The 19,804-nt window shown below is 57.3% G+C and carries 15 protein-coding genes; 14 read left to right on the top strand and 1 reads right to left on the bottom strand.

What is annotated here, in order from left to right; translation table 11 throughout:
• The first annotated feature begins 60 nt into the window (after positions 1-60).
• Both AABB87_RS06510 and AABB87_RS06505 read left to right on the top strand, forming a co-directional pair.
• On the top strand, positions 61-1,356 hold the full coding sequence (locus tag AABB87_RS06510) for a GNAT family N-acetyltransferase (RefSeq protein WP_341970503.1): 1,296 nt from the start codon (positions 61-63) through the stop codon (positions 1,354-1,356).
• Entirely contained in the window at positions 1,353-2,177 is an 825-nt protein-coding gene (locus AABB87_RS06505; protein WP_341970502.1) for a S1 family peptidase, read from the top strand. Before AABB87_RS06510 ends, AABB87_RS06505 begins: the two co-directional genes overlap by 4 nt.
• 73 nt (positions 2,178-2,250) lie before the next feature.
• Here AABB87_RS06505 and AABB87_RS06500 read toward each other — a convergent pair whose 3' ends face one another.
• On the bottom strand, positions 2,251-3,294 hold the full coding sequence (locus tag AABB87_RS06500; RefSeq protein WP_341970501.1) for a PEP-CTERM sorting domain-containing protein: 1,044 nt from the start codon (positions 3,292-3,294) through the stop codon (positions 2,251-2,253).
• A 151-nt stretch (positions 3,295-3,445) separates the two neighbouring features.
• Between AABB87_RS06500 and AABB87_RS06495 the strand changes: the two genes are divergently transcribed.
• The 12 genes from AABB87_RS06495 (at position 3,446) to AABB87_RS06440 (ending at position 19,443) form a co-directional block, all read left to right on the top strand.
• Positions 3,446-4,999 carry an FAD-binding oxidoreductase gene (locus AABB87_RS06495; protein ID WP_341970500.1) on the top strand — a complete coding sequence of 518 codons (1,554 nt, stop codon included), beginning with the start codon at positions 3,446-3,448 and terminating at the stop codon, positions 4,997-4,999.
• Positions 5,000-5,281: 282 nt separating this feature from the next.
• Positions 5,282-5,866 carry an XrtA/PEP-CTERM system exopolysaccharide export protein gene (locus AABB87_RS06490; RefSeq protein WP_341970623.1) on the top strand — a complete coding sequence of 195 codons (585 nt, stop codon included), beginning with the start codon at positions 5,282-5,284 and terminating at the stop codon, positions 5,864-5,866.
• Positions 5,867-5,975: 109 nt separating this feature from the next.
• Positions 5,976-7,562, top strand: a complete 1,587-nt coding sequence (locus tag AABB87_RS06485; protein ID WP_341970499.1) for an XrtA system polysaccharide chain length determinant — start codon at positions 5,976-5,978, stop codon at positions 7,560-7,562.
• A gap of 1 nt (position 7,563) precedes the next feature.
• The gene (locus tag AABB87_RS06480; RefSeq protein WP_341970498.1) at positions 7,564-8,505 is read left to right on the top strand and encodes an XrtA-associated tyrosine autokinase; all 942 of its coding nucleotides are present in this window, start codon (positions 7,564-7,566) and stop codon (positions 8,503-8,505) included.
• Positions 8,506-8,530: 25 nt separating this feature from the next.
• Positions 8,531-10,087, top strand: a complete 1,557-nt coding sequence (locus tag AABB87_RS06475) for a TIGR03016 family PEP-CTERM system-associated outer membrane protein (protein WP_341970497.1) — start codon at positions 8,531-8,533, stop codon at positions 10,085-10,087.
• A 3-nt stretch (positions 10,088-10,090) separates the two neighbouring features.
• Positions 10,091-11,149: an XrtA/PEP-CTERM system-associated ATPase gene (locus AABB87_RS06470; RefSeq protein WP_341970496.1), complete on the top strand. Its 1,059-nt coding sequence runs from the start codon at positions 10,091-10,093 to the stop codon at positions 11,147-11,149.
• A gap of 126 nt (positions 11,150-11,275) precedes the next feature.
• On the top strand, positions 11,276-12,127 hold the full coding sequence (locus AABB87_RS06465) for an XrtA system polysaccharide deacetylase (RefSeq protein ID WP_341970495.1): 852 nt from the start codon (positions 11,276-11,278) through the stop codon (positions 12,125-12,127).
• A complete protein-coding gene (locus tag AABB87_RS06460; RefSeq protein ID WP_341970494.1) occupies positions 12,128-13,177 on the top strand; it encodes a FemAB family XrtA/PEP-CTERM system-associated protein in 1,050 nt (349 codons plus the stop codon).
• Positions 13,178-13,180: 3 nt separating this feature from the next.
• Positions 13,181-14,425 (top strand): TIGR03087 family PEP-CTERM/XrtA system glycosyltransferase, encoded by a 1,245-nt coding sequence (locus AABB87_RS06455; protein ID WP_341970493.1) that lies wholly within the window; start codon positions 13,181-13,183, stop codon positions 14,423-14,425.
• Positions 14,426-14,436: 11 nt separating this feature from the next.
• Complete coding sequence (gene xrtA, locus AABB87_RS06450; RefSeq protein ID WP_341970492.1) at positions 14,437-16,095, top strand: exosortase A; 1,659 nt, start codon at positions 14,437-14,439, stop codon at positions 16,093-16,095.
• Between the two features lie 207 nt (positions 16,096-16,302).
• Entirely contained in the window at positions 16,303-18,222 is a 1,920-nt protein-coding gene (locus tag AABB87_RS06445; protein WP_341970491.1) for an XrtA/PEP-CTERM system amidotransferase, read from the top strand.
• Between the two features lie 15 nt (positions 18,223-18,237).
• Positions 18,238-19,443: a glycosyltransferase family 4 protein gene (locus AABB87_RS06440; RefSeq protein WP_341970490.1), complete on the top strand. Its 1,206-nt coding sequence runs from the start codon at positions 18,238-18,240 to the stop codon at positions 19,441-19,443.
• Positions 19,444-19,804: the final 361 nt, after the last annotated feature.

Raw genomic sequence — 19,804 nt, 5'->3', positions numbered from 1 at the left:
GGTAGCAATAGGTTTAGTGGCAGCGATTTACGCTTGAAATATCATGTGTAGGGACGATGTATGACAAAAATCCGCGGTTCCAGCCTGAAAAAGAAATTCCATCAAGGCCTGAGGAGACTTTTTGGGGTGTTGCCCAGCCACTTGCGCTTCAAGATATATCGTCAGATGGTGGAGTGTGATCCGTCGCCGGACGCTCGGCTGGAATTGAAAATCGCGGACACCCAGGCGGAATTAGAGGACTGCTTCAAGCTTTTGCATGGCGCTTATGTCGCGAGTGGATTTATGTTGCCGGATCCTTCGGGCATGCGTGTCACGATTTATCACGCGTTGCCGACGACAACCACCCTGTGTGCCAAGTATGACGGCAAGGTGGTTGGCACCATCTCAATGATTCGAGAAGGGGTGTTTGGATTTCCCTTGCAGTCAGTCTTTGATCTTCAGCAGGTAAGGGCGAAGGGCGGCAATATCGCAGAAATATCAGCCTTGGCAGTTCATCCAGACTTCCGGGCTACCGGCGGTGCAATTCTGTTTCCGTTGATGAAGTTCATGCATCAATATTGCACGGAATACTTTGATACGCGCCATTTGGTTATCGCCGTCAATCCAGAGAAAATCGAGCTGTACGAGGCTTTGTTGTTTTTTGAGCGCCTGCAAGCGAATGTAGTGGATCAGTATGACTTTGCAAATGGTGCGCCAGCAGTCGGTGCGACATTGGATTTGAAGCATGCCGCCGAAGTATTTAAGGCTGGATACAAGGGGCGGCCAAGTAGAAAGAACTTACATCGCTATTTCTTCTTGCAAAGCCTGCCTAATATAAAGCTGCCAAAGAGAAGGTATTTCACCACCAATGATCCGGTCATGACCCCGGCATTGCTTGATTACTTTTTTAATGAAAAAAGCAAAGTATTTGAGGCAATGGATGATCGCAAGAAGTCCTTGCTCTGGTCAATTTATGATTTGATCGAGTATCGTCGGGTGTTGCCAATGCTGTCAGGTACTGCGCTTGAATCGCATCCCCTGCGGCGTCATCAACGTTATTCCATTAGGTGCCCCGCTCAAATACATTTTGAGTTAAATGGTGTTCCTAGGAATTTTGTCTTGAATATCATAGAGATATCATTGTCTGGCTTCCAGGCCGAGTGCAGGATTGACGTGCCGCTGCAAATGTCTGGGCATGCCAGTATTGTTTTGGGTAGTGCCGATAAATCTGAGATCACGGCCGTGGCATTGCGCTCCAAAGTGACGGATGCTGGCGTGTTTTATGGCTTCCGTGTGGAGGAGCCCGACGACGTTTGGCGCGCTTGCGTCACGGCTCTCGAAATGGGCCAAACATCAGCCGACCTTTCGATGGCATGAACTGGGCGAGCAATAATTTGAATCGGCGATCAGCACTGGTTGCGTTGACTGCGCTTTCTGCGCCTGCAGTTTCCAGCGTCGCGGATGAGTTGAGCGCAAGCAAGGCTGGCGACCAATTTGATCTGCCAGCCTTGATCAGGCGCGCACGAAGCTCGGTACTATTGGTTGGTACATTCGGGGAAACCGATAGTCCTCGTTTTATGTTTCGTGGCACTGGCTTTGTCGCGGCGCGAGGGAATCTTGTTATTACGAATAGCCATGTCTTGCCTGAGGCTGGTGCGCTAGCCGGCGGGCGGCGCTTAGTGGTTCAATCGGCAACGGGCTCATCTGGCCGGTGGGTGCTGCGTGAGGTCGAGGTCCTCAAGCTTGATCGTGAGCGTGATCTGGTGCTGCTCAAAGTTCTTGGAGATGCGCTTCTCCCATTGCCGTTGGCGGGGGAGCAAGTGGCGCAAGAGGGTAAGGCCATCGCTATTCTGGGTTTCCCGGTTGGCGGAGCACTGGGATTTTCCTTGGTAACCCATCGTGGGATTATTTCTTCGATTGCGCCGATTGCATTGCCGCAGAGTGCTGCGCATGCTTTGAACGAGAAGTCGATTCGAAAGCTCCGTGAGGGCAGTTTCAATATTCTTCAACTCGATGCGACGGCCTATCCTGGCAATAGCGGCGGACCGGTGCTTGATCTGGAAACTGGTGCCGTCGTGGGCGTTTTGAATATGGTGCTGATCAAGGGATCGAGAGAGTCGGCCTTGACGCATCCGACTGGCATCAGCTACGCGATTCCTGTTGATTTAGTTGCGAAGCTGTTGGCGCGTCCCGACTGAGAGCGACTGGCAAAAAAAAGGCCCCGCAATGCGGGGCCTTTTGATTGAGCCACTGAGGCTCAATCGAGTCAAATTACTTGGCGTTCTTGCTGCGGCGTGCGAAGCCAACTGCGGTCAGCGCCAAGCCAACCAGGGCCAAGCTGGCTGGCTCAGGAATAGAGCTCATCTGCACCGAGCTGTTTTGAGTAGCAGTGAATTGGTAGGAGTGGCCTGCCTTCAGGACAACGTCAAGCGAATCAACCGCACCGCTGTTCTCGACCTTCTTAGCCGAACCATTGTTTGCCGTCGCGGTAGAAATGCTGCCATTCATGCCGCTTGGCTGCCAGGCACCGTCTTGACCGGTGCCGAGTTGCAGCCAAACACCATCGGTCTCGTCAAACACGGTCAAATTGAAGTTGATGCCAGCGGAGGTCGACGACTTGCCGTTATTGCCGTAATGCTGTGCATCGATGAAGGTGCGCATGAAGGAGTCGTAGATCGCGTAGAAATCGGCGTTGAACGTGGAGACAGCAGTGAAGACCGCCTCTACCGACACTTCATTGATCAGGTTGCCGTTTGCATTGGCAAAATTGGTTGGGCCGCTGATCTGGCCGTTGGCCCGTGTCAGGCCAGCCGAACCACCTTGCAAGGCGCTACCCAGAATTTGGCTGTCGCCCAAAGCGTACGTGACGGCCGGCACTTGGGGCAGGTTGATGTGCGTCGTAGCGTTGTTGTTGACCAGGTTGCCGCCATAGGCTGCGAGGAGGGCTGCGTCGCCGCAAGCGCCCAAGCATTGGCCCAGTGCGTCAGCATTGCCGACAGCGTCGGCCGACTTAGAGTCGTTGGCGCTCACGCCATTGAGGAAGGCGCTGCTCTTGCTGGTGCGGGTGCCACCAACGATTTTGACATCGTCTTCGAGCACAAATTTGCCAGTATCCAGATTACGGATGGCCAGCAGACCGATCGTCAGATCAGCCATGCCGATGACGCTAGCGTTAGCGGTCAGCGTAGTTGCAGCGAGTGCGACGACTGCTGCGATGGAAGACAGTTTCAGTTTCATTTGCGTACCCCGGTTGAAAAAGAAGAAGCACGTCAACTGAAGCAGGTTTAGTGCCAGGTGTAAAAAAGTGTTGTTCAACAAGCACTTACGAATTTGCCCTGACGAGGCAGGTGTATTGTTGTAAAGAATTCCGACGTTTGCTTGCGGAGGTGTGGTGGTGTAATCCTGAGGCGGATGAGATCCTGATAAGGATCGATACTTGCTTGGCAACGCGACTGGAGTGCTGAAAGTGAATGCGGATCAATCAATTCTTGCGAAAGATGTCACCGGTGCTGCCGCCTTTTCAGGCGTGGTGCATCGCCCCAAGTCAGTCGCGGAGGTTCAAGCGCTTGTCCTTGAGGCGCGGCGGCGCAAGATTGCCTTGCATCCCACCTCGACGGGTCTCAATTGGGGCTATGGGCATATGCCTCAGGCTGGCTCGGACATTGAGTTGATGGATCTCAGTGGGCTCGACCGTATCCTCAATGCGGATCAAATTTCAGTCTCGAATCCTGTTGCGGTCATCGAGCCTGGGGTTACGCAAGGTCAGTTGTCGGATTTCTTGCTGCGCCATCATCCTGGGCTATTTTTCAACGTCACTGGATCGGCTCGAAACAGCAGCATCGTTGGCAATGCCCTTGATCGGGGGGTAGGCTATTTGGGGCCCCGCCGCGATGATCTGTTTGGCATGGAATTGGTGACGGGGGCTGGGACAGTTCTGAGTACGGGCTTTCGTCGATTGGGTGACGCGTCACCCTTGGCGCACTGCCATCCTTTTGGCCTGGGTCCAATGCTTGATGGCTTGTTCTTCCAGGGGAATTTTGGTGTTGTGACGAGTGCCTGCTTCAAGCTGTTGCCGCGCCCAGCCAAACAGGTGGCTGTTTCGCTTGCACTTTTGAACGAGCGCGACTTGCCGAGGTTTATTGACCTTTTGGCTGGATTGAAGCGTGAAAAGGTGATGGGCAGCGTAACTCATATTGGTAATCGCGCGCGAACTAGGTCGAGTTTGATGTATGGGATCGTTCAATATCTTGAGACGCAAGGGGGCTTGTCCGGTGGGGAGTTGACGCGTGAGGCGGACCGGGTTCTGGCTTTGGTGGCGCCTGATCAATGGACTAGCTTGGGTGGTATCGCTGGCACAGCCAAGCAAGTAAAAGCCGCGATGGATGAGGTGCGTTCGCGCATGGGCGAGGTGGCTCGTGTCATGTTCATTGACGATTTCAAATTGGATCTGGGCTATGCGGTGTTGAATCGTTTTCGGTTCATACCGTGGGCTAAAGCAAACGCGGCAGCGATATCAGCGATTCGGCCTTTGCATGGTCTGGCTGCAGGTATACCGACCGATGCTGCGATAGACAATCTCCTGTGGCGCTTTGGCCGGTCTGATCTGCCGGCCGAACGCTTGGCCGAATCAAACTGTGGAATGTTGTTTATCAGCCCGGCATTGCCGATGGATGGCGCCTTTGCGGCGAGGCTGGTGGCGCGCATGACCGAAATCGCGGCAGGGTTCGCTCATGATTTGTATGTGACCGTCAATATCGAAACTGACAATTCAATGGTGGCAGTCACGAATTTGCTTTTTGATCGCGCGGATCCGGCCGCTGTTGAGCGGGCGCATCGGTGTGCTGGAGCCTTGCATGCGGAGGTGAAGGCACAGGGCTTGGAGGTGTATCGGGCGCGCGTAGATATGATGCCGGAGGTGGTGTCTGCCGATTCGGATTACTGGAAGGTTATTCGTCAATTGAAAGCCGTTTTCGATCCAGATAATATAATTTCACCAGGTCGATACAATTTTCAAAATTGAGCCTTCACCTGGGTTTAGTGGTGCGGGTCGGCCATGTGGATTTGATGGTATTTTTCACCGGGCTTTGCCCTGAAGGTGGATGCGGGCCTGATTTGGGCATTGAATCACGGATGAGTTGTGCTCGCCACACAACTTGCAGGGCTAAGTGCGGTGTTGATGTGGTTCAATCCGGTGATTGCGTAGGCCGGTTCGATTGTGAATTTTGTTGAGGGGATTGCCTTGAAAAAAACTGAATCTATCTTCTGGCTGCGCGGTTGCCAGCGCGTGTTGGTCTGCGGTGCTTTGACCGCGCTGACATTTTTGACGGGCTGCGCTTCAACTGCAGGGCGTTTGCCGCCGGCTCCGGTGTCCGCATCCACAGAAAGTTATAGCTACATTGTTGGTCCGGGTGATTCACTCAATATCATCGTTTGGCGTAATCCGGAATTGTCGATGAGTGTCCCGGTACGGCCTGACGGGAAAATATCCACGCCGCTGATTGATGAGTTGACGGCGCAGGGTAAAAACTCCACTGAAATCGCCAGGGATATCGAGCAGCAACTCAGTAAATACGTCCGCGACCCGGTGGTGACGGTGATTGTGACGAGCTTTGTTGGGCCTTACAGCGAACAGATTCGGGTGGTTGGCGAAGCGTCTAAGCCCCAGGCCTTGCCGTACAAGCAGAAAATGACGGTCCTCGATGTCATGATTGCAGTGGGTGGTTTGACCGATTTTGCTGCTGGCAATGAAGCGACGATTGTTCGTTCTGGCGAAGGCAATAAGCAATATTCAGTCAGATTGAAGGATCTGATCAAGCGCGGTGATGTGTCGGCCAATGTTGAAATGCGGCCAGGTGATATTTTAATCATTCCGCAGAGCTTGTTTTGAGTTGGCTTGCCTGTGCTGCGCTCGCCAGGCTTAGTTGATACCCAGGGTTAGTTCTTTCGATTCGTCGACATTGCGAATCTCCTCGCTTTGAACTTGAAAAGTCGCCTCAATGGATTTGTTGATTGCTCAATTGCTGGCCGTCGTGAAGTCGATGTGGAAGCATCGCTGGACCGGTTTGGCGGTGGCCTGGATTGCCGGGTTAGTTGGCGCCGTTGTTGTTTTGATATTGCCTGATCGGTATGAGGCGAGTGCACGTATTTACGTGGATACGCAGTCAATCCTGAAGCCCTTGATGACGGGGCTTGCGGTGCAGCCCGACGTCGAGCAACAGGTGATGATGCTCAGTCGCACTTTGATCAGCCGACCCAATGTCGAGAAGCTGGTCCGCATGGCTGATCTGGATCTTAAAAACCAGTCCAAGAGCCAGCAAGAGGCCACGATTGAGACGGTGACCAAAAATTTATCGATTCAAAGCACGGCTCGGGATAATTTGTACACCTTGGCTTATCGGGATACCGATCAGGAAAGCGCCAAGCGGGTGGTGCAGTCCTTTGTTTCGATTTTTCTGGAGTCGAGCCTGGGTTCGAGTCGCAAGGATACGGCCACTGCCACGACCTTCATCAACGAGCAAATCAAGGGTTATGAAGCGAAGTTGGAGGAGGCGGAGTCGCGCTTGAAGGAGTTCCGCCTGCGCAATATTCAAACCATGTCGGGCGATGGCAAGGATTCCGCGTCTCGCTTGGGTGAAATCAGTGCACAGCTTGAGCGTGCGCGCTTAGATTATCGCGAAGCTGTGAATGCACGCGATGCTGCTAAGGGGCAGCTTGAGGCAGAGCGTAAGGGCTCGGCAGGTGGCGGCGCGGTGCAAAGCGCGTTGCAGGAGTCTGCGGCGGCTGTTTCGACGCCTGAGATTGATGCTCGGATCGATGTTCAAAACCGCAGTCTCGACGCGCTATTGCAGCGCTACACCGAGCAGCACCCCGATATCGTCAGTGCTCGCAAGACGCTGAAGGAACTCGAGGCGCAAAAGAAGAAAGAGGTTGCCGAACTGCGCAAGGCCGCGTTGGCCGCGCCAACTGTCGGCTCGGGTGGCAATACGAACCTAGCGTTCCAGGAAATGGGACGCTTGCTGGCCAATTATGAGGTGCAGGTGGCGGCGATGAAGGCTCGGGTGGATGAGTATTCCAGCCGCTACGCCCAAGCGATGGCTGCTGTTAAGACGGCACCCCAGTTGGAAGCCGAAGGCGCTCAGCTGAATCGAGATTACGCGATTCACAAGAAGAACTACGAAGACTTGGTGTCACGCCGCGAATCAGCTGCAATCTCGGGCGAGCTTGATGTGGCATCGGGTGTGGCCGACTTTCGCTTGATCGACCCGCCGCGAGTCTCACCCAAGCCAGTGGCGCCAAACCGTTTGTTGCTGCTTGCTGTGGCTATGGTCTTGGCGCTGGGTTTGGGCATGTTTGCCGCTTTTGTCAGCAGCCAATTGCGCCCCGTTTTTCACGATGTCAATGAGCTTCGGTCGCGGGTGGATCTGCCTATCTTGGGTGTGGTGACCCGATTGACCACGGATGAGGACAGGCGTCGGCACCGGATGGACATGATCCGATTCAGCGTTGCATCGGCGAGCTTTTTCGTACTTTTCGCGATCGGGCTGACAGTGATGGCAATTTTTATGAATCGGCAGGTGGGTTGAGATGAGTAGCCTGATTGAGCAAGCCACCCAACGCCTCGAGCAACTGCGCCAGGCCGGCGTGTCAATGCCGGACGATGTGCAGGCCATTGGGGCGGGAGCTGCGCCCGGACAAGCTGGTGCGGATGTAGGGATGGCCGTGCCCGGTACCGCGGGTGCGCCAATTGAGACGCCCCATCACCCAGCCAGCAAACGCGTGGACCTTGATTTCACTGCCTTGGCGGAGCAGGGATTCTTGACGCCCAATGCCGGACGCTCCCATTTCGCGGACCAGTACCGTGTGATTAAGCGGCCGCTGATCAAGAACGCGATGGGTAAGGGCGCTGTGACCCTGAACCACGCCAATCTGATCATGGTGACCAGCGCTTTGCCGGGTGAGGGAAAGAGCTTCACTTCGCTGAATCTGGCGCTGAGCATCGCGGCGGAAATGGACAACACCGTGATGTTGGTCGATGCTGACGTGGCCCGACCTTCTGTCTTGCGTATGTTGGGCCTGCCTCAGGGGCCGGGCTTGCTGGATGTGCTGGAGGATTCTGTTGACATGGCCAGCGTGATGCTGCGCACAAATGTCGACAAGCTCACCCTGTTGCCTAGCGGCACTCCCCACCCCCGGGCGACCGAGTTGCTGGCCAGCGATGCGATGAGCCATTTGCTCGACGACATGGCCAAGCGCTACCCGGACCGAATCATCATCTTTGACTCGCCGCCCCTGCTGTTGACGACTGAATCGCGCGTGCTGGCTTCGCATATGGGCCAGATCGTGGTGGTGGTGCAAGCGGGCAAGACGCCACAAAGCGCGGTGATGCAAGCGCTTGCCGCGATCGAGAGTTGCCCGCTGAAGATGATGTTGTTGAACCAGTCCAGCACCAACGCAATTGGTGGCTATGGCTATGGATACGGCTACGGCTACGGCTACGGTTATGCCAGTGAATCAAGCAAGAGCTGATCGGCATGACGCTTCGCCGCTCGCGGTGAAGAGCCTTCTGCACACGCCGTCGCTACATCGCGTCAGCCGGGCCTCCACGCTGTTGGCTTGCCTGGCTGCATTCGCCACGGCGCAGGCTCAGGCGCAGGAGGCGGCGCCGGTGGGGCGGTCGGGTACCTCCCTCACGCCGAGGGTGACGCTGAGCCAAACCTGGACCGACAACAATACTTTGTCCTCGGGTGCCAAAGATGCGGCCTTGATCACGGTACTTTCTCCTGGCTTGACGCTGGCCAGTAAGACAGGGATGTTGAAGGGTTCGCTGGACTACGCTGTCAGCGGCGTGTTCTACGGCAAGAGCGAACAGAAGGATAGGACTCAACAGTCGCTGACGGCCAGCGGCGTGGCTGAGTTGATTGATAACTTCTTGTTTGTGGACGGGCGCGCCACGATTGGCCGGCAACTCACTTCGGCCTTTGGTCAGCAAAGCGTTGATCAGTCGCTCAACAACCCGAACAGCACCGAGGTTGCCACCGTCAATTTCTCGCCTTTTGTGCGAGGTCGTTTGTTCGGCTTGGCGAGCTACGAGCTACGCGGCACTTATGCCGAAACCAATGCCAAGGGTACTTCGGTGAGTGATAGCACCGTGGTCGGCAGCAACTTTCGCCTGGACAGTGCCAGCTTTGGTCAAGTGGGGTGGTGGATCAATGGCAACACGCAGCGCTCGCACTTCAAGTCTGGCGTGGACAACAACACGGCCTTGGTTTCACTGGGTTTGAGGTATCAACCTGATGTTGACTGGCTGTTCCGGGTCAATGCGGGGCGCGAGAGCTCTGACTATCAGCTCGGCGTCGCCACAAGGGGTAATAGTTACGGGGCCAGCGCCAATTGGCAGCCAACGCCGCGGACCACCTTGCTGGCGGATTGGCAGAGCCACGATTACGGCAATTCGCACCTGCTGAGCTTTGAACACCGCATGCCTCGCTCGGTTTGGCGGGTGTCTGATTCGCAAAACGTTTCGACTCAGACAAGTGGCAATTTGCCAGGTCAAAACACGAACTACGATCTGCTCTTCACCCAATATGCGTCGATTGAGCCCGATCCGATCAAGCGTGATGCCAAAGTCCGCCAAACCTTGCTTGAGCTCGGTCTGAATGCTAATGCAGCGGCCGCAAACAGTTATCTGAATGCTGGCCCGACCCTGGTGCGCACGCAAGGGCTGTCTTTCTCATTCGAAGCGCTGCGTACGACCTTGACGGCATCGGCGACGCAGTCCACCACCAAGCAGCTGGGCAACGGCGTGCCCCCGGGTGGCGTGGGTGGGCAAACCGGCAACATCGTCCAGCGCAATGGCAGCATCAATCTGGCGCGCAATTTGACGCCTACGACCAGCGCCAATGTGAGCTACACACAGTCTGAAACACTAAGTGACGCGAATGCCGTGAGTAGTTCGAGCACCACCTTGCGTTCAGTGACTGCGAATTGGACCATGCGTCTGAACCCGCGCTCTAGCGTCTCGCTGGGCGGGCGGGTTGCACGTTTCGACAGTTCGCTGCTGCCTTACCGTGAAAACGCGGTTTTTGCCACACTCGTTCACCAGTTCTAGCCCATGTATGAATCCTTTTATGGGCTCAGCAGCAAGCCGTTCCAGCTCAGCCCTGATCCCAACTTCTATTTCGGCAGCAAGCAGCATCGCCGGGCCAAGGCCTACCTGGATTACGGCGTCTTGCGCAATGACGGCTTCATCGTCATCACCGGTGAAATCGGCGCCGGCAAGACCACGCTTCTGCGAGGTTTGCTGGACAGCCTGAATCGCAGCAATGTGGTGATCGGCAATCTGGTCACCACGCAAGTCGATGCGGAAGACACTTTGCGCCTGGTCGGTGCGGCCTTTGGCGTGCGCGTCAAGGATCTGCCTAAGTCCGAAGTGCTGATGAGCTTGGAGGCCTATTTCGTCAATCAAGCCAGCCACGGCAAGCGCTGCTTGCTGATCGTGGACGAGGCGCAGAACCTGACGGCGCGGGCGGTTGAAGAGCTGCGCATGCTGTCGAATTTTCAATTCGGCAATCAGTCTCTGCTGCAAACCTTTTTGGTCGGGCAACCCGAATTCCGCGGTATCTTGCAGCGGCCCGAGATGGAGCAATTCCGTCAGCGTGTGGCAGCAACCTGCCATATCGGCCCGCTGGACGAGGAAGAAACGCAGCGCTATATCGAGCACCGCCTGAAGTGCTCGGGCAGTACCGGCAAGCCCAGCTTTGAGGCCGATGCCTTCCCTGCCATCTACAAGGCCAGCGGCGGCATCCCGCGTCGTATCAACTCTTTGTGTGACCGCCTCTTGCTCTTGGGCTTCATGGCCGGCAAGACCCATTTGGGCTTGGCGGAAGTGGATGAAGCCTTGCGAGACATCGCCCAGGAATTGGCGCCGACTAAAGCGGTGGCGAATGAGGCCGGCAAGCAGCCCGATCAAGACCTAACTCTGGATCTGTCGCGCTTGCGCCTTGACGCTGGCGACGTCGCAGGTCTGTCAACTGAGTTTGCTAGCCTTGGCAACGAGGCTATGGCCGAGCGCTTTCAGCGCATTGAGAACAGCTTGGTGCGCCTCGAGCGCGTGAATATGCAAACGCTGGCCTTGCTGCAAAAGTTGGTGGAGGCGGTCAAGTCGAACTGAGTCTTAGGGCTCGGCGCAGTTCAATTCCAAATACGTCTAGATCGGCGGTTCCAAAGGGATCCAAGCCGGCGGCACAACAGGGGTTTTATGCTGATGGCAACAAGGGCAGGGGCGATCCGCAACGCCATGACGATTGACGTGGAAGACTACTTCCAGGTCTCGGCGTTTGCGCCTTATATCGCGCGCAGCGATTGGGATGCGAGAGAGTGCAGGGTCGAGCGCAATATCGAGCGCATTTTGGCCTTGCTGGATGAGCGCCAAACCAAGGCCACCTTCTTCACCCTGGGCTGGATCGCCGAGCGCTACCCGCAGTTGGTGCGCGACATCGTGGCGGGCGGGCATGAGTTGGCCAGCCACGGCTATGGCCATGAGCGAGTCAGTGACCTGAACCCGCAGACCTTTGCAGAGGATATTGGCCGCGCCAAGAAGCTGCTGGAGGATCTGGGCGGGCAAGCGGTGCTGGGCTATCGCGCCCCGAGCTTTTCCATCGGCGAGCGTAATTTGTGGGCTTTCGACACCTTGCTGGAGCAGGGCTATCGCTACAGCTCCAGCGTCTACCCGATTCAGCATGACCATTACGGCATGCCCGATTCACCGCGCTTTGCCTACCCGGTGCGCGAGGGCTTGCTGGAGGTGCCGGTGACCACCTTGCGCAAGTTCAATCGCAACTTTCCGTCTAGTGGCGGCGGCTATTTCCGTTTGCTGCCCTATGCCCTGTCGCGTTGGATGATTCGCCAGGTCAATGAGATCGACCAGCAGCCTGCGGTGTTCTATTTCCACCCTTGGGAGATCGACACCGAACAGCCACGTGTGGCCGGCATCGACGGTAAATCGCGCTTCCGCCACTACGTCAACATCCCCCGCACCCATGGCCGTATTGCTCAATTGCTGAGCGATTTTTCCTGGGGACGCATGGACGAAATTTTTCTGGCTCAGCCGCCTGTGGCTCAGTCCCTCACACTTGCCGCTGCTGCCTGAATGAGCCCTGCCGACGTCCAGATCAAGCGCCTTCAGTCAGGCGATAGTGCCAATGCCAAGCGCTGGGATGCTTTTGTGTTCGCCAGCCCGCAGGCCACATTCTTTCACCGCGCCGGTTGGCTGCGTATGGTGGAAGATGTGTTTCGCCATCAGGGCTTTTTTCTCTATGCCGAGCGCGGCGGCGAGATCGTTGGCGTCTTACCTTTAGGCCAGGTCAAGAGCCGCTTGTTTGGGCACTCGCTGGTGGCCTTGCCTTTTACTGTCTACGGCGGCGTGGTGGCCGATGACGCGGAAGTGGCCGCGAGCTTGGAGCAAGAGGCCCATCGCATTGCGCAAAGTCTGGGTGTCGATCATCTGGAATACCGCAACACCAGTCCACAGCACCTTGACTGGCCCAAGCAAGACCTCTACGTCACCTTTCGCAAGGAGATATTCCCGGAGGAAGAGGCCAATATGCTGGCCATCCCGCGGAAGCAGCGCGCCATGGTGCGCAAAGGCCTGAAGAATGGTCTGCAAAGCCATATCGATGCGGACGCCTCGCGCTTCTTCTCGCTCTATGCCGACAATGTGCACCGTCATGGCACGCCGGCCATGCCCAAGCGCTATTTCCAAGCCTTGCTGGATGAGTTCGGCGCGGACGCTGAAGTGCTCACCGTCACCGACGACAAAGGCCGCGCCCTGAGTTCGGTGCTGAGCTTCTATTTCCGCGACGAAGTCCTGCCTTATTACGCCGGCGACGATGAGTCGGCACGCGACTTGGCCGCAAATGACTTCAAGTACTGGGAGCTGATGCGGCGCGCCTGCGCCAAGGGGCTCAAGGTGTTTGACTATGGTCGCAGCAAGCAGGGCACAGGCTCCTACGCTTTCAAGAAGAACTGGGGCTTTGAGCCGACGCCGCTGCACTACGAGTACCAGCTCTTCAAGCGCGACAGCGTGCCGCAGAACAATCCTTCCAATGCCAAGTACCAGTTGCTGATCAAGGCCTGGCGCAAGCTGCCCCTCGGTGTGGCGAATTGGCTCGGTCCTTTCATTGTTCGCAACCTTGCCTGAGCGATGGCCAAGATTCTCTACCTGGTCCACCGCCTGCCATACCCGCCCAACAAGGGTGACAAGGTACGCTCCTTCCATTTACTCAAGCATTTGGCCGCCCGGCATCAGGTTTTTTTGGCGACCTTTGTTGATGACCCGGATGACCGTCAGTACATCGCGAAGGTAAGGGAGTACTGCACCGAGTTGTATGTGAGCGAACTTCAGCCCGGCCTCGCTAAGTTGAAGTCCTTGCAGGGATTGCTGAGCGGCGAAGCCCTGAGCCTGCCCTATTACCGCGATGCCGGCATGGTCCGCTGGGTTCAAGAGATGGCTCAGGCACATGGATTCGACGCTGTCATCGTGTTCTCGTCGCCGATGGCGCAGTACGTGAAACACGCGCATGGCCTGCAGCGGGGTGGGGCGGATGTGCCGGTGTTGATTGATTTTGTGGACGTCGATTCCGCCAAATGGGCGGACTACGCCAACTCGCGCACCTGGCCCATGTCTTGGCTGTATCGAAGGGAAGGGCGGCAGTTGCTGGCGTTTGAGGCGGATGCGGCCGACGCGTCGGCTTGTTCCTTTTTCGTCACCGACAAAGAGGTGGCTCTGTTCCGCCAGCTGACGCCCGGGCGCCATGCCGCGGTCGAGTCGCTTTGCAATGGCGTTGATGCCGAGTTTTTCGCGCCCGCGAAGGACCGTCCATCGCCTTTTCCAGCCGGGCAGTTGCCGCTGGTATTCACCGGCGCGATGGACTATTGGCCGAACGCGGATGCCGTGATCTGGTTCGCCGCTGAAGTCTTGCCGAGCTTGCGCGCGCAGTGGCCTGCCTTGCACTTTCACATCGTGGGCCGTAGCCCGACGCCGGCGGTGCAGGCGCTGGCCGGGGAGGGTATTTCGGTGTCGGGGACCGTGCCCGATGTTCGCCCCTATCTGCAGCACGCCGCTGCCGTGGTGGCGCCACTGCGTTTGGCGCGCGGTATACAGAACAAGATCTTGGAGGCCATGGCCATGGGTCAGCCCGTGGTGGCCGCGCAGAGTTGCGTTCAAGCCATTGATGCGATCGATGGGCAAGAACTGATGGGTGCCACCGAGCCTGCCGACTTTGTGCGGGCTTTGAGCGCCTTGCTGGCCGACCCGCAACTAGCCTCCCGCATCGGGGCGGCCGGCCGTGCCCGTGTTCAAGCCAGCTATAGCTGGGATGCCCATTTGGCTGGGCTCGATCGCCATCTCGCCCAAGCCATGGCGAGCACCGAAAACCAAGCCGCATGATGCGATCAGATTTGAAGTTATCAAAAGCGTGGCAAGCCGCCTTGCCTGGCTTTCTATTGGGCCTTTTGGCGCTTCTGTGGTTGTTCCGGGATACCGGCTTGGCCATGGTGGAGATTTGGAATCGCTCCGAAACCTTTGCCCATGCTTTTGTGGTGCCGCCCATCTCGCTCTGGCTGATCTGGCGCCAGCGTGCGCTGCTGGCGAGCTTGAACCCGCGCCCGGCGCCACTGTGCCTGCTGCTCATTGCTGCGCTTTGTGCGCTGTGGCTGTTTGCAGAATTGGCGGTGGTCAATGCCGCCACCCAATTTGCGCTTGTCGGCTTGATCGTGCTTTTGGTGCCTGCCACCCTGGGCTGGCAAGTGGCGCGCAGCATTGCCTTCCCGCTGGGCTTCTTGTTTTTCTCCGTGCCTTTCGGTGAATTCGTGATGCCTCAGTTGATGGAGTGGACTGCTGATTTCACTGTCACTGCTTTGCGACTGAGCGGCATTCCCGTGTTCCGAGAAGGCTTGCAGTTCGTCATCCCTTCAGGCAGTTGGTCGGTGGTGGAGGCTTGCAGCGGCATCCGCTATTTGATGGCCTCGGTGATGGTGGGTACTTTGTTCGCCTATCTGAATTACCGTTCCCACATGCGCCGCTGGATTTTTGTTGGCGTGGCTATCGTGCTGCCCTTGGCTGCGAATTGGATTCGAGCCTATCTGATCGTGCTGCTCGGCCATGTTTCTGGCAATAAGCTCGCGGCCGGCGCTGACCACCTGGTGTACGGCTGGGTCTTTTTCGGTGCCGTCATGTTGCTCATGTTCATGATCGGTGCGCGATGGTCGGAGCCTGATGCGCAGCCCGGCGTAGCCGCCAGCGAGGTTAATGTCGTGCCAAAGGCAACAGATGCCGCGGCCGCACTGAGCGAGGCCGGCGATGTTCGTTCCATGGCAGTCAGGACAGCATTGACCTTGGCAGGCCTGCTGGTGTTGCTGGGCACTCCGCATTTCTTCCTCCATTCGATCTTGGTGAACGCCCGTTCGGCGGATGTGACATTGGCGGCACCCGATTTGAGTGATAGAGGCTGGGCTTTGCAGACCGGCCCGGCGCCGGTGTTCACGCCGGCTTTTGAGAACCCGCGTGCGGTGTTGCAAGCCAGTTATGCCAAGCCCGGGGAGGCGGCGGTCGGCTTGTATCTGGGCTACTACCGTCACCAAAGCTTCAATAGCAAGCTGATCAGTTCGAACAATGTGCTAGTGACGTCAAAGGACGCGGTTTGGAGCCAGGTCGCCTCGGGCAGCCGTGAACAGGCAAGTCCCGTGTACTCCATGCGTGTACGCACGGCAGAACTGCGTCGCAAGGAAATGGGCCATGAAGGCGTGGCAGGCAGCCGCCTACGGGTCTGGCAGCTGTATTGGATCAATGGCCGTTTGCTCACAAGTGATTGGCAGGCCAAGCTGTATGGCGCCTTTGATCGACTGATCGGACGCGGGGATGACGCCGCCGTGCTGGTGTTCTATGCCGATCAATCCACGCTAGGCCCCGACGAGGCCTTGCTGAGCGCTTTCGCACGCGACAACCTTGAAGCATTTACTACGCTACTGAAGGCCACCCGCGACGCGGCTTTGCTGGCCGATGGCCAAGGCAAGCTGACCGCTGCTGCCGGGCAGACCTCGCGGGCGTTTTCGCCATGAAGGTAGGTTGCGTCAAGCTCGGGCTGATTTGGCGATCTCCGAATGGCGTGGTTCAGCACCCTGAACGCGGGATAGCCGTAGCTGGGCCGGCTGGCGGACCGAAGCACAATGCGGCCTGAGCTTCATGCTGTGGATTTTCCAAACGGATATGAGCCGGCGCCGCGCAGCAAGCGGCCTCGAGCACTCCAACAACGACTGAGCTGAATTATGTGCGGCATCACCGGAATTTTTGACACGCGCGGCCAGCGAGATATCTCGCGTGCTGTGCTGCAGCGCATGAACGATTCCCAGCTGCACCGCGGTCCTGACGAGGGCAGCTTGCATCTGGAGCCAGGCTTGGGGCTGGGGCACCGGCGTTTGTCCATCATTGACATCGCCACCGGCCAGCAGCCCTTGTTCAACGAAGATGAATCGGTGGTCGTGGTCTTCAACGGCGAGATCTACAACTACCAATCCCTGATCCCCGAGCTGCAGGCTCTTGGCCATGTGTTTAAGACCAAGAGCGATACCGAGGTCATCGTTCATGCCTGGGAGTCCTGGGGCGCTGAATGTGTGCAGCGCTTTCGCGGCATGTTTGCCTTTGCCTTGTGGGATCGCAATCAGCAGACCTTTTTCATGGCCCGGGACCGCCTTGGCGTCAAGCCTTTCTACTATGCGCTGCTCGATGATGGCTGCTTGCTGTTTGGCTCGGAGCTGAAGTCGCTGATGGCCCATGGGGGCCTGAAGCGCGAGATCGATCCCTGTGCGGTGGAAGAGTATTTCGCGCTGGGCTATGTGGCCGAACCACGCACCATTTTCAAACAAGCAAAAAAACTACCACCCGCCAGTACATTGTTGATTCGGCGGGGTGAACGTGTCGGGGAGCCTCGCCGTTTCTGGGATGTGCGCTTCAGCCTGGATGCCAAGATTAGCGACCAGGAGGCTTGTGAGACCCTCACTGCCAAGCTGCAGGAATCGATTCGTCTACGCATGATTGCCGAGGTGCCGCTGGGGGCATTTTTGTCCGGTGGCGTTGACTCCAGTGCGGTGGTGGCGATGATGGCGCGGCAATCAGGCGATGAGTCGGTCAATACCTGCTCCATCGCGTTCGATGATCCTGCCTTCAACGAGGCCGCCTTTGCCCAGACCGTGGCGGACCGGTATCACACCCGCCACCGGGTGGAGACCGTGCAGAGTGATGATTTCGACCTGATCGACACCCTGGCGCGCCTCTACGACGAGCCCTATGCGGACAGCTCGGCCATACCGACCTACCGTGTTTGCCAGTTGGCACGAAAGCATGTGACCGTTGCCTTGAGTGGCGATGGTGGGGATGAAACCTTCGGCGGCTATCGTCGTTACAAAGATCACCTGATGGAAGAGCGCCTGCGCGCCACGCTGCCCATGGGCGTGCGTCGACCGCTGTTTGGCGCGCTGGGCCAGCTCTATCCCAAGGCCGATTGGGCGCCGCGCGTGTTCCGTGCCAAGACTACTTTTGAAGCCATGGCGCGTGATTCGGTGCAAGCCTATTTCCACACCATGAGCTTGCTGCGCGGCAAAGAGCGCATGGCGCTGTACAGCAATTCCTTCAAGTCCGAACTCGCCGGCTACACGGCATGTGAAGTATTCAGCCGCCATGCGGCGAACGCCGGCACCGATGATCCACTGGCCCTGATTCAGTACATTGACACCCACACCTATCTGGTGGGTGATATCAACACCAAGGTGGACCGTGCCTCGATGGCGCATTCGCTGGAGGTGCGTGAGCCTTTGATGGACCATGAGATCGTGGAGTGGCTTGCGACCCTGCCGTCATCCTTGAAGATGCGCAGTGGCGAGAGCAAGTTCCTGCTCAAAAAAGCGATGGAGCCCTATCTGCCCAATGACATCATGTACCGACCGAAGATGGGCTTTGCCGTACCGCTGGCCCGCTGGTTCCGCGGGCCGCTGAGACAGCGCGTTAGAGACGCATTGCTGGCAGGGCCTTTGGTGGAGTCGGGCATGTTCGACGTGAGCGCCTTGCAGGGCATGGTTGAGAAGCATGAAAGCGGCCGCCGCGACTACAGCACACCCATGTGGAGTTTGCTGATGTATGACGCGTTCTTGCGCAATGTGATGGGCGAGACGGCCGCGCCTCAAGTCAAGTAATTTTTCAGGGCAACGATGAAAATTCTGTATCACCACCGAACAGCATCCAAGGATGGCCAAGCGGTCCACATCGACGAGATGATTCACTCGCTGCGTGAGTTGGGCCATGAGGTTCGAGTTGTGGCTCCCGGCCAGGGGGCGGAAGCCGACAGCAGTGCCAATCGAGGCGCACAGATGGGCGCGGATGTCAGTTGGGTGCAGCGACTGAGGCAGCGTTTGCCCAAAGCGATCTACGAGCTCCTCGAGTTCGGCTACTCGTTATTGGCCTATTGGCGCCTGGCCAAGGCCGCGAAGGAATTCAAGCCCGATGTAATCTACGAGCGCTACAACCTGTTCTTATTGGCAGGCTTGATGCTCAAAAAGCGTACGGGACTGCCGCTACTGCTTGAAGTCAATGCCCCCTTAGCACAAGAGCGTGGGCAGTTTGGTGGCCTGAGCTTGACTTGGTTGGCTCGCTGGAGTGAAGGCTTGGTGTGGCGCGGTGCCGACTTTGTGTTGCCTGTTACTGCGGTACTTGGCGGCTTGGTACAACAAGCGGGCGTTGTACCGGAGCGTATCGTTGTGATCCCTAACGGAATCAATGAGGATCACTTTGCTACAGCGCCTACGGCCGAGCAGGCTAAGCAAGCCTTAGGTTGGCAGAAGGCTCTTGTGCTGGGCTTCACCGGTTTCGTGCGCGATTGGCATGGCATGGATCACGTGATTCGCTGGATGGCGGGCGCCGATGCACCGCTTGATGCAAAGCTGCTGATCGTCGGAGACGGCCCAGCGCGAACAGACTTGGAACACTTGGCGCAAGAGTTGAACTTGGGCGACCGAGTCCGGTTCACTGGTGTGGTTGCGCGCGACCAAGTGCCGGCTTATGTGGCGGCCTTTGATATTGCCCTGCAGCCTGCTGTTGTCGCATACGCCTCGCCCTTGAAACTGTTCGAGTATTTGGCCTTGGCCAAGGCCGTTGTGGCACCAAATCAGCCCAATATTGCGGAGGTGTTGGAACATGATCGCAATGCCTTGCTTTTTGACCCGAATGAGATTGGCGCCTTAGCCCGAGCATTGGCCCGTTTGAGCAATGACTCTGAACTGCGACTCCGTCTTGGCGGTGGCGCCTATGACACGATTAGCCGTTTGGATCTGACTTGGTTGGGTAATGCAAAACGTGTGGTCAAACTGGCGGCACGTGCTGGCGCTAAGGATCGAGCCGCGACGCTGATGACTTCGTAATGTCGAATCTCAAAATGCCTTCGGCCTTGTCGAAGTTGCCCGCTTACAGGATTCATCTGGAACATGTTTTTTTGGCCCAAATTCAGCGTCCTGAGTTAGTGGCAAACGGCAAAGATGAATCCCCGGTGATGGGACCGCAGCTCTGGTCTTGTGTCACTAAGGCAAGCGTAGGTGTGTCTGCAAGTCCGGGCTCGTTAGTGTCCATGACGAAAGGGCACGGCACAGCGCGTGCTGCTGCGCTCAGGCGGTTCTTGGCCGCTATGCCGGGTCGGGTGAGGACGTCGGCTCGCCTAGAGCAACTTCGTGGCGCGGCGGCATGCGGTGTTGGCCGAATTTGCTCGTTAAGTGGGGCCCATTCGGC

It is taken from the genome of Roseateles sp. PN1 (assembly GCF_038419725.1).
Lineage (GTDB): Bacteria > Pseudomonadota > Gammaproteobacteria > Burkholderiales > Burkholderiaceae_C > Paucibacter_A.
This window is presented reverse-complemented; position numbering and strand designations above follow the sequence as displayed.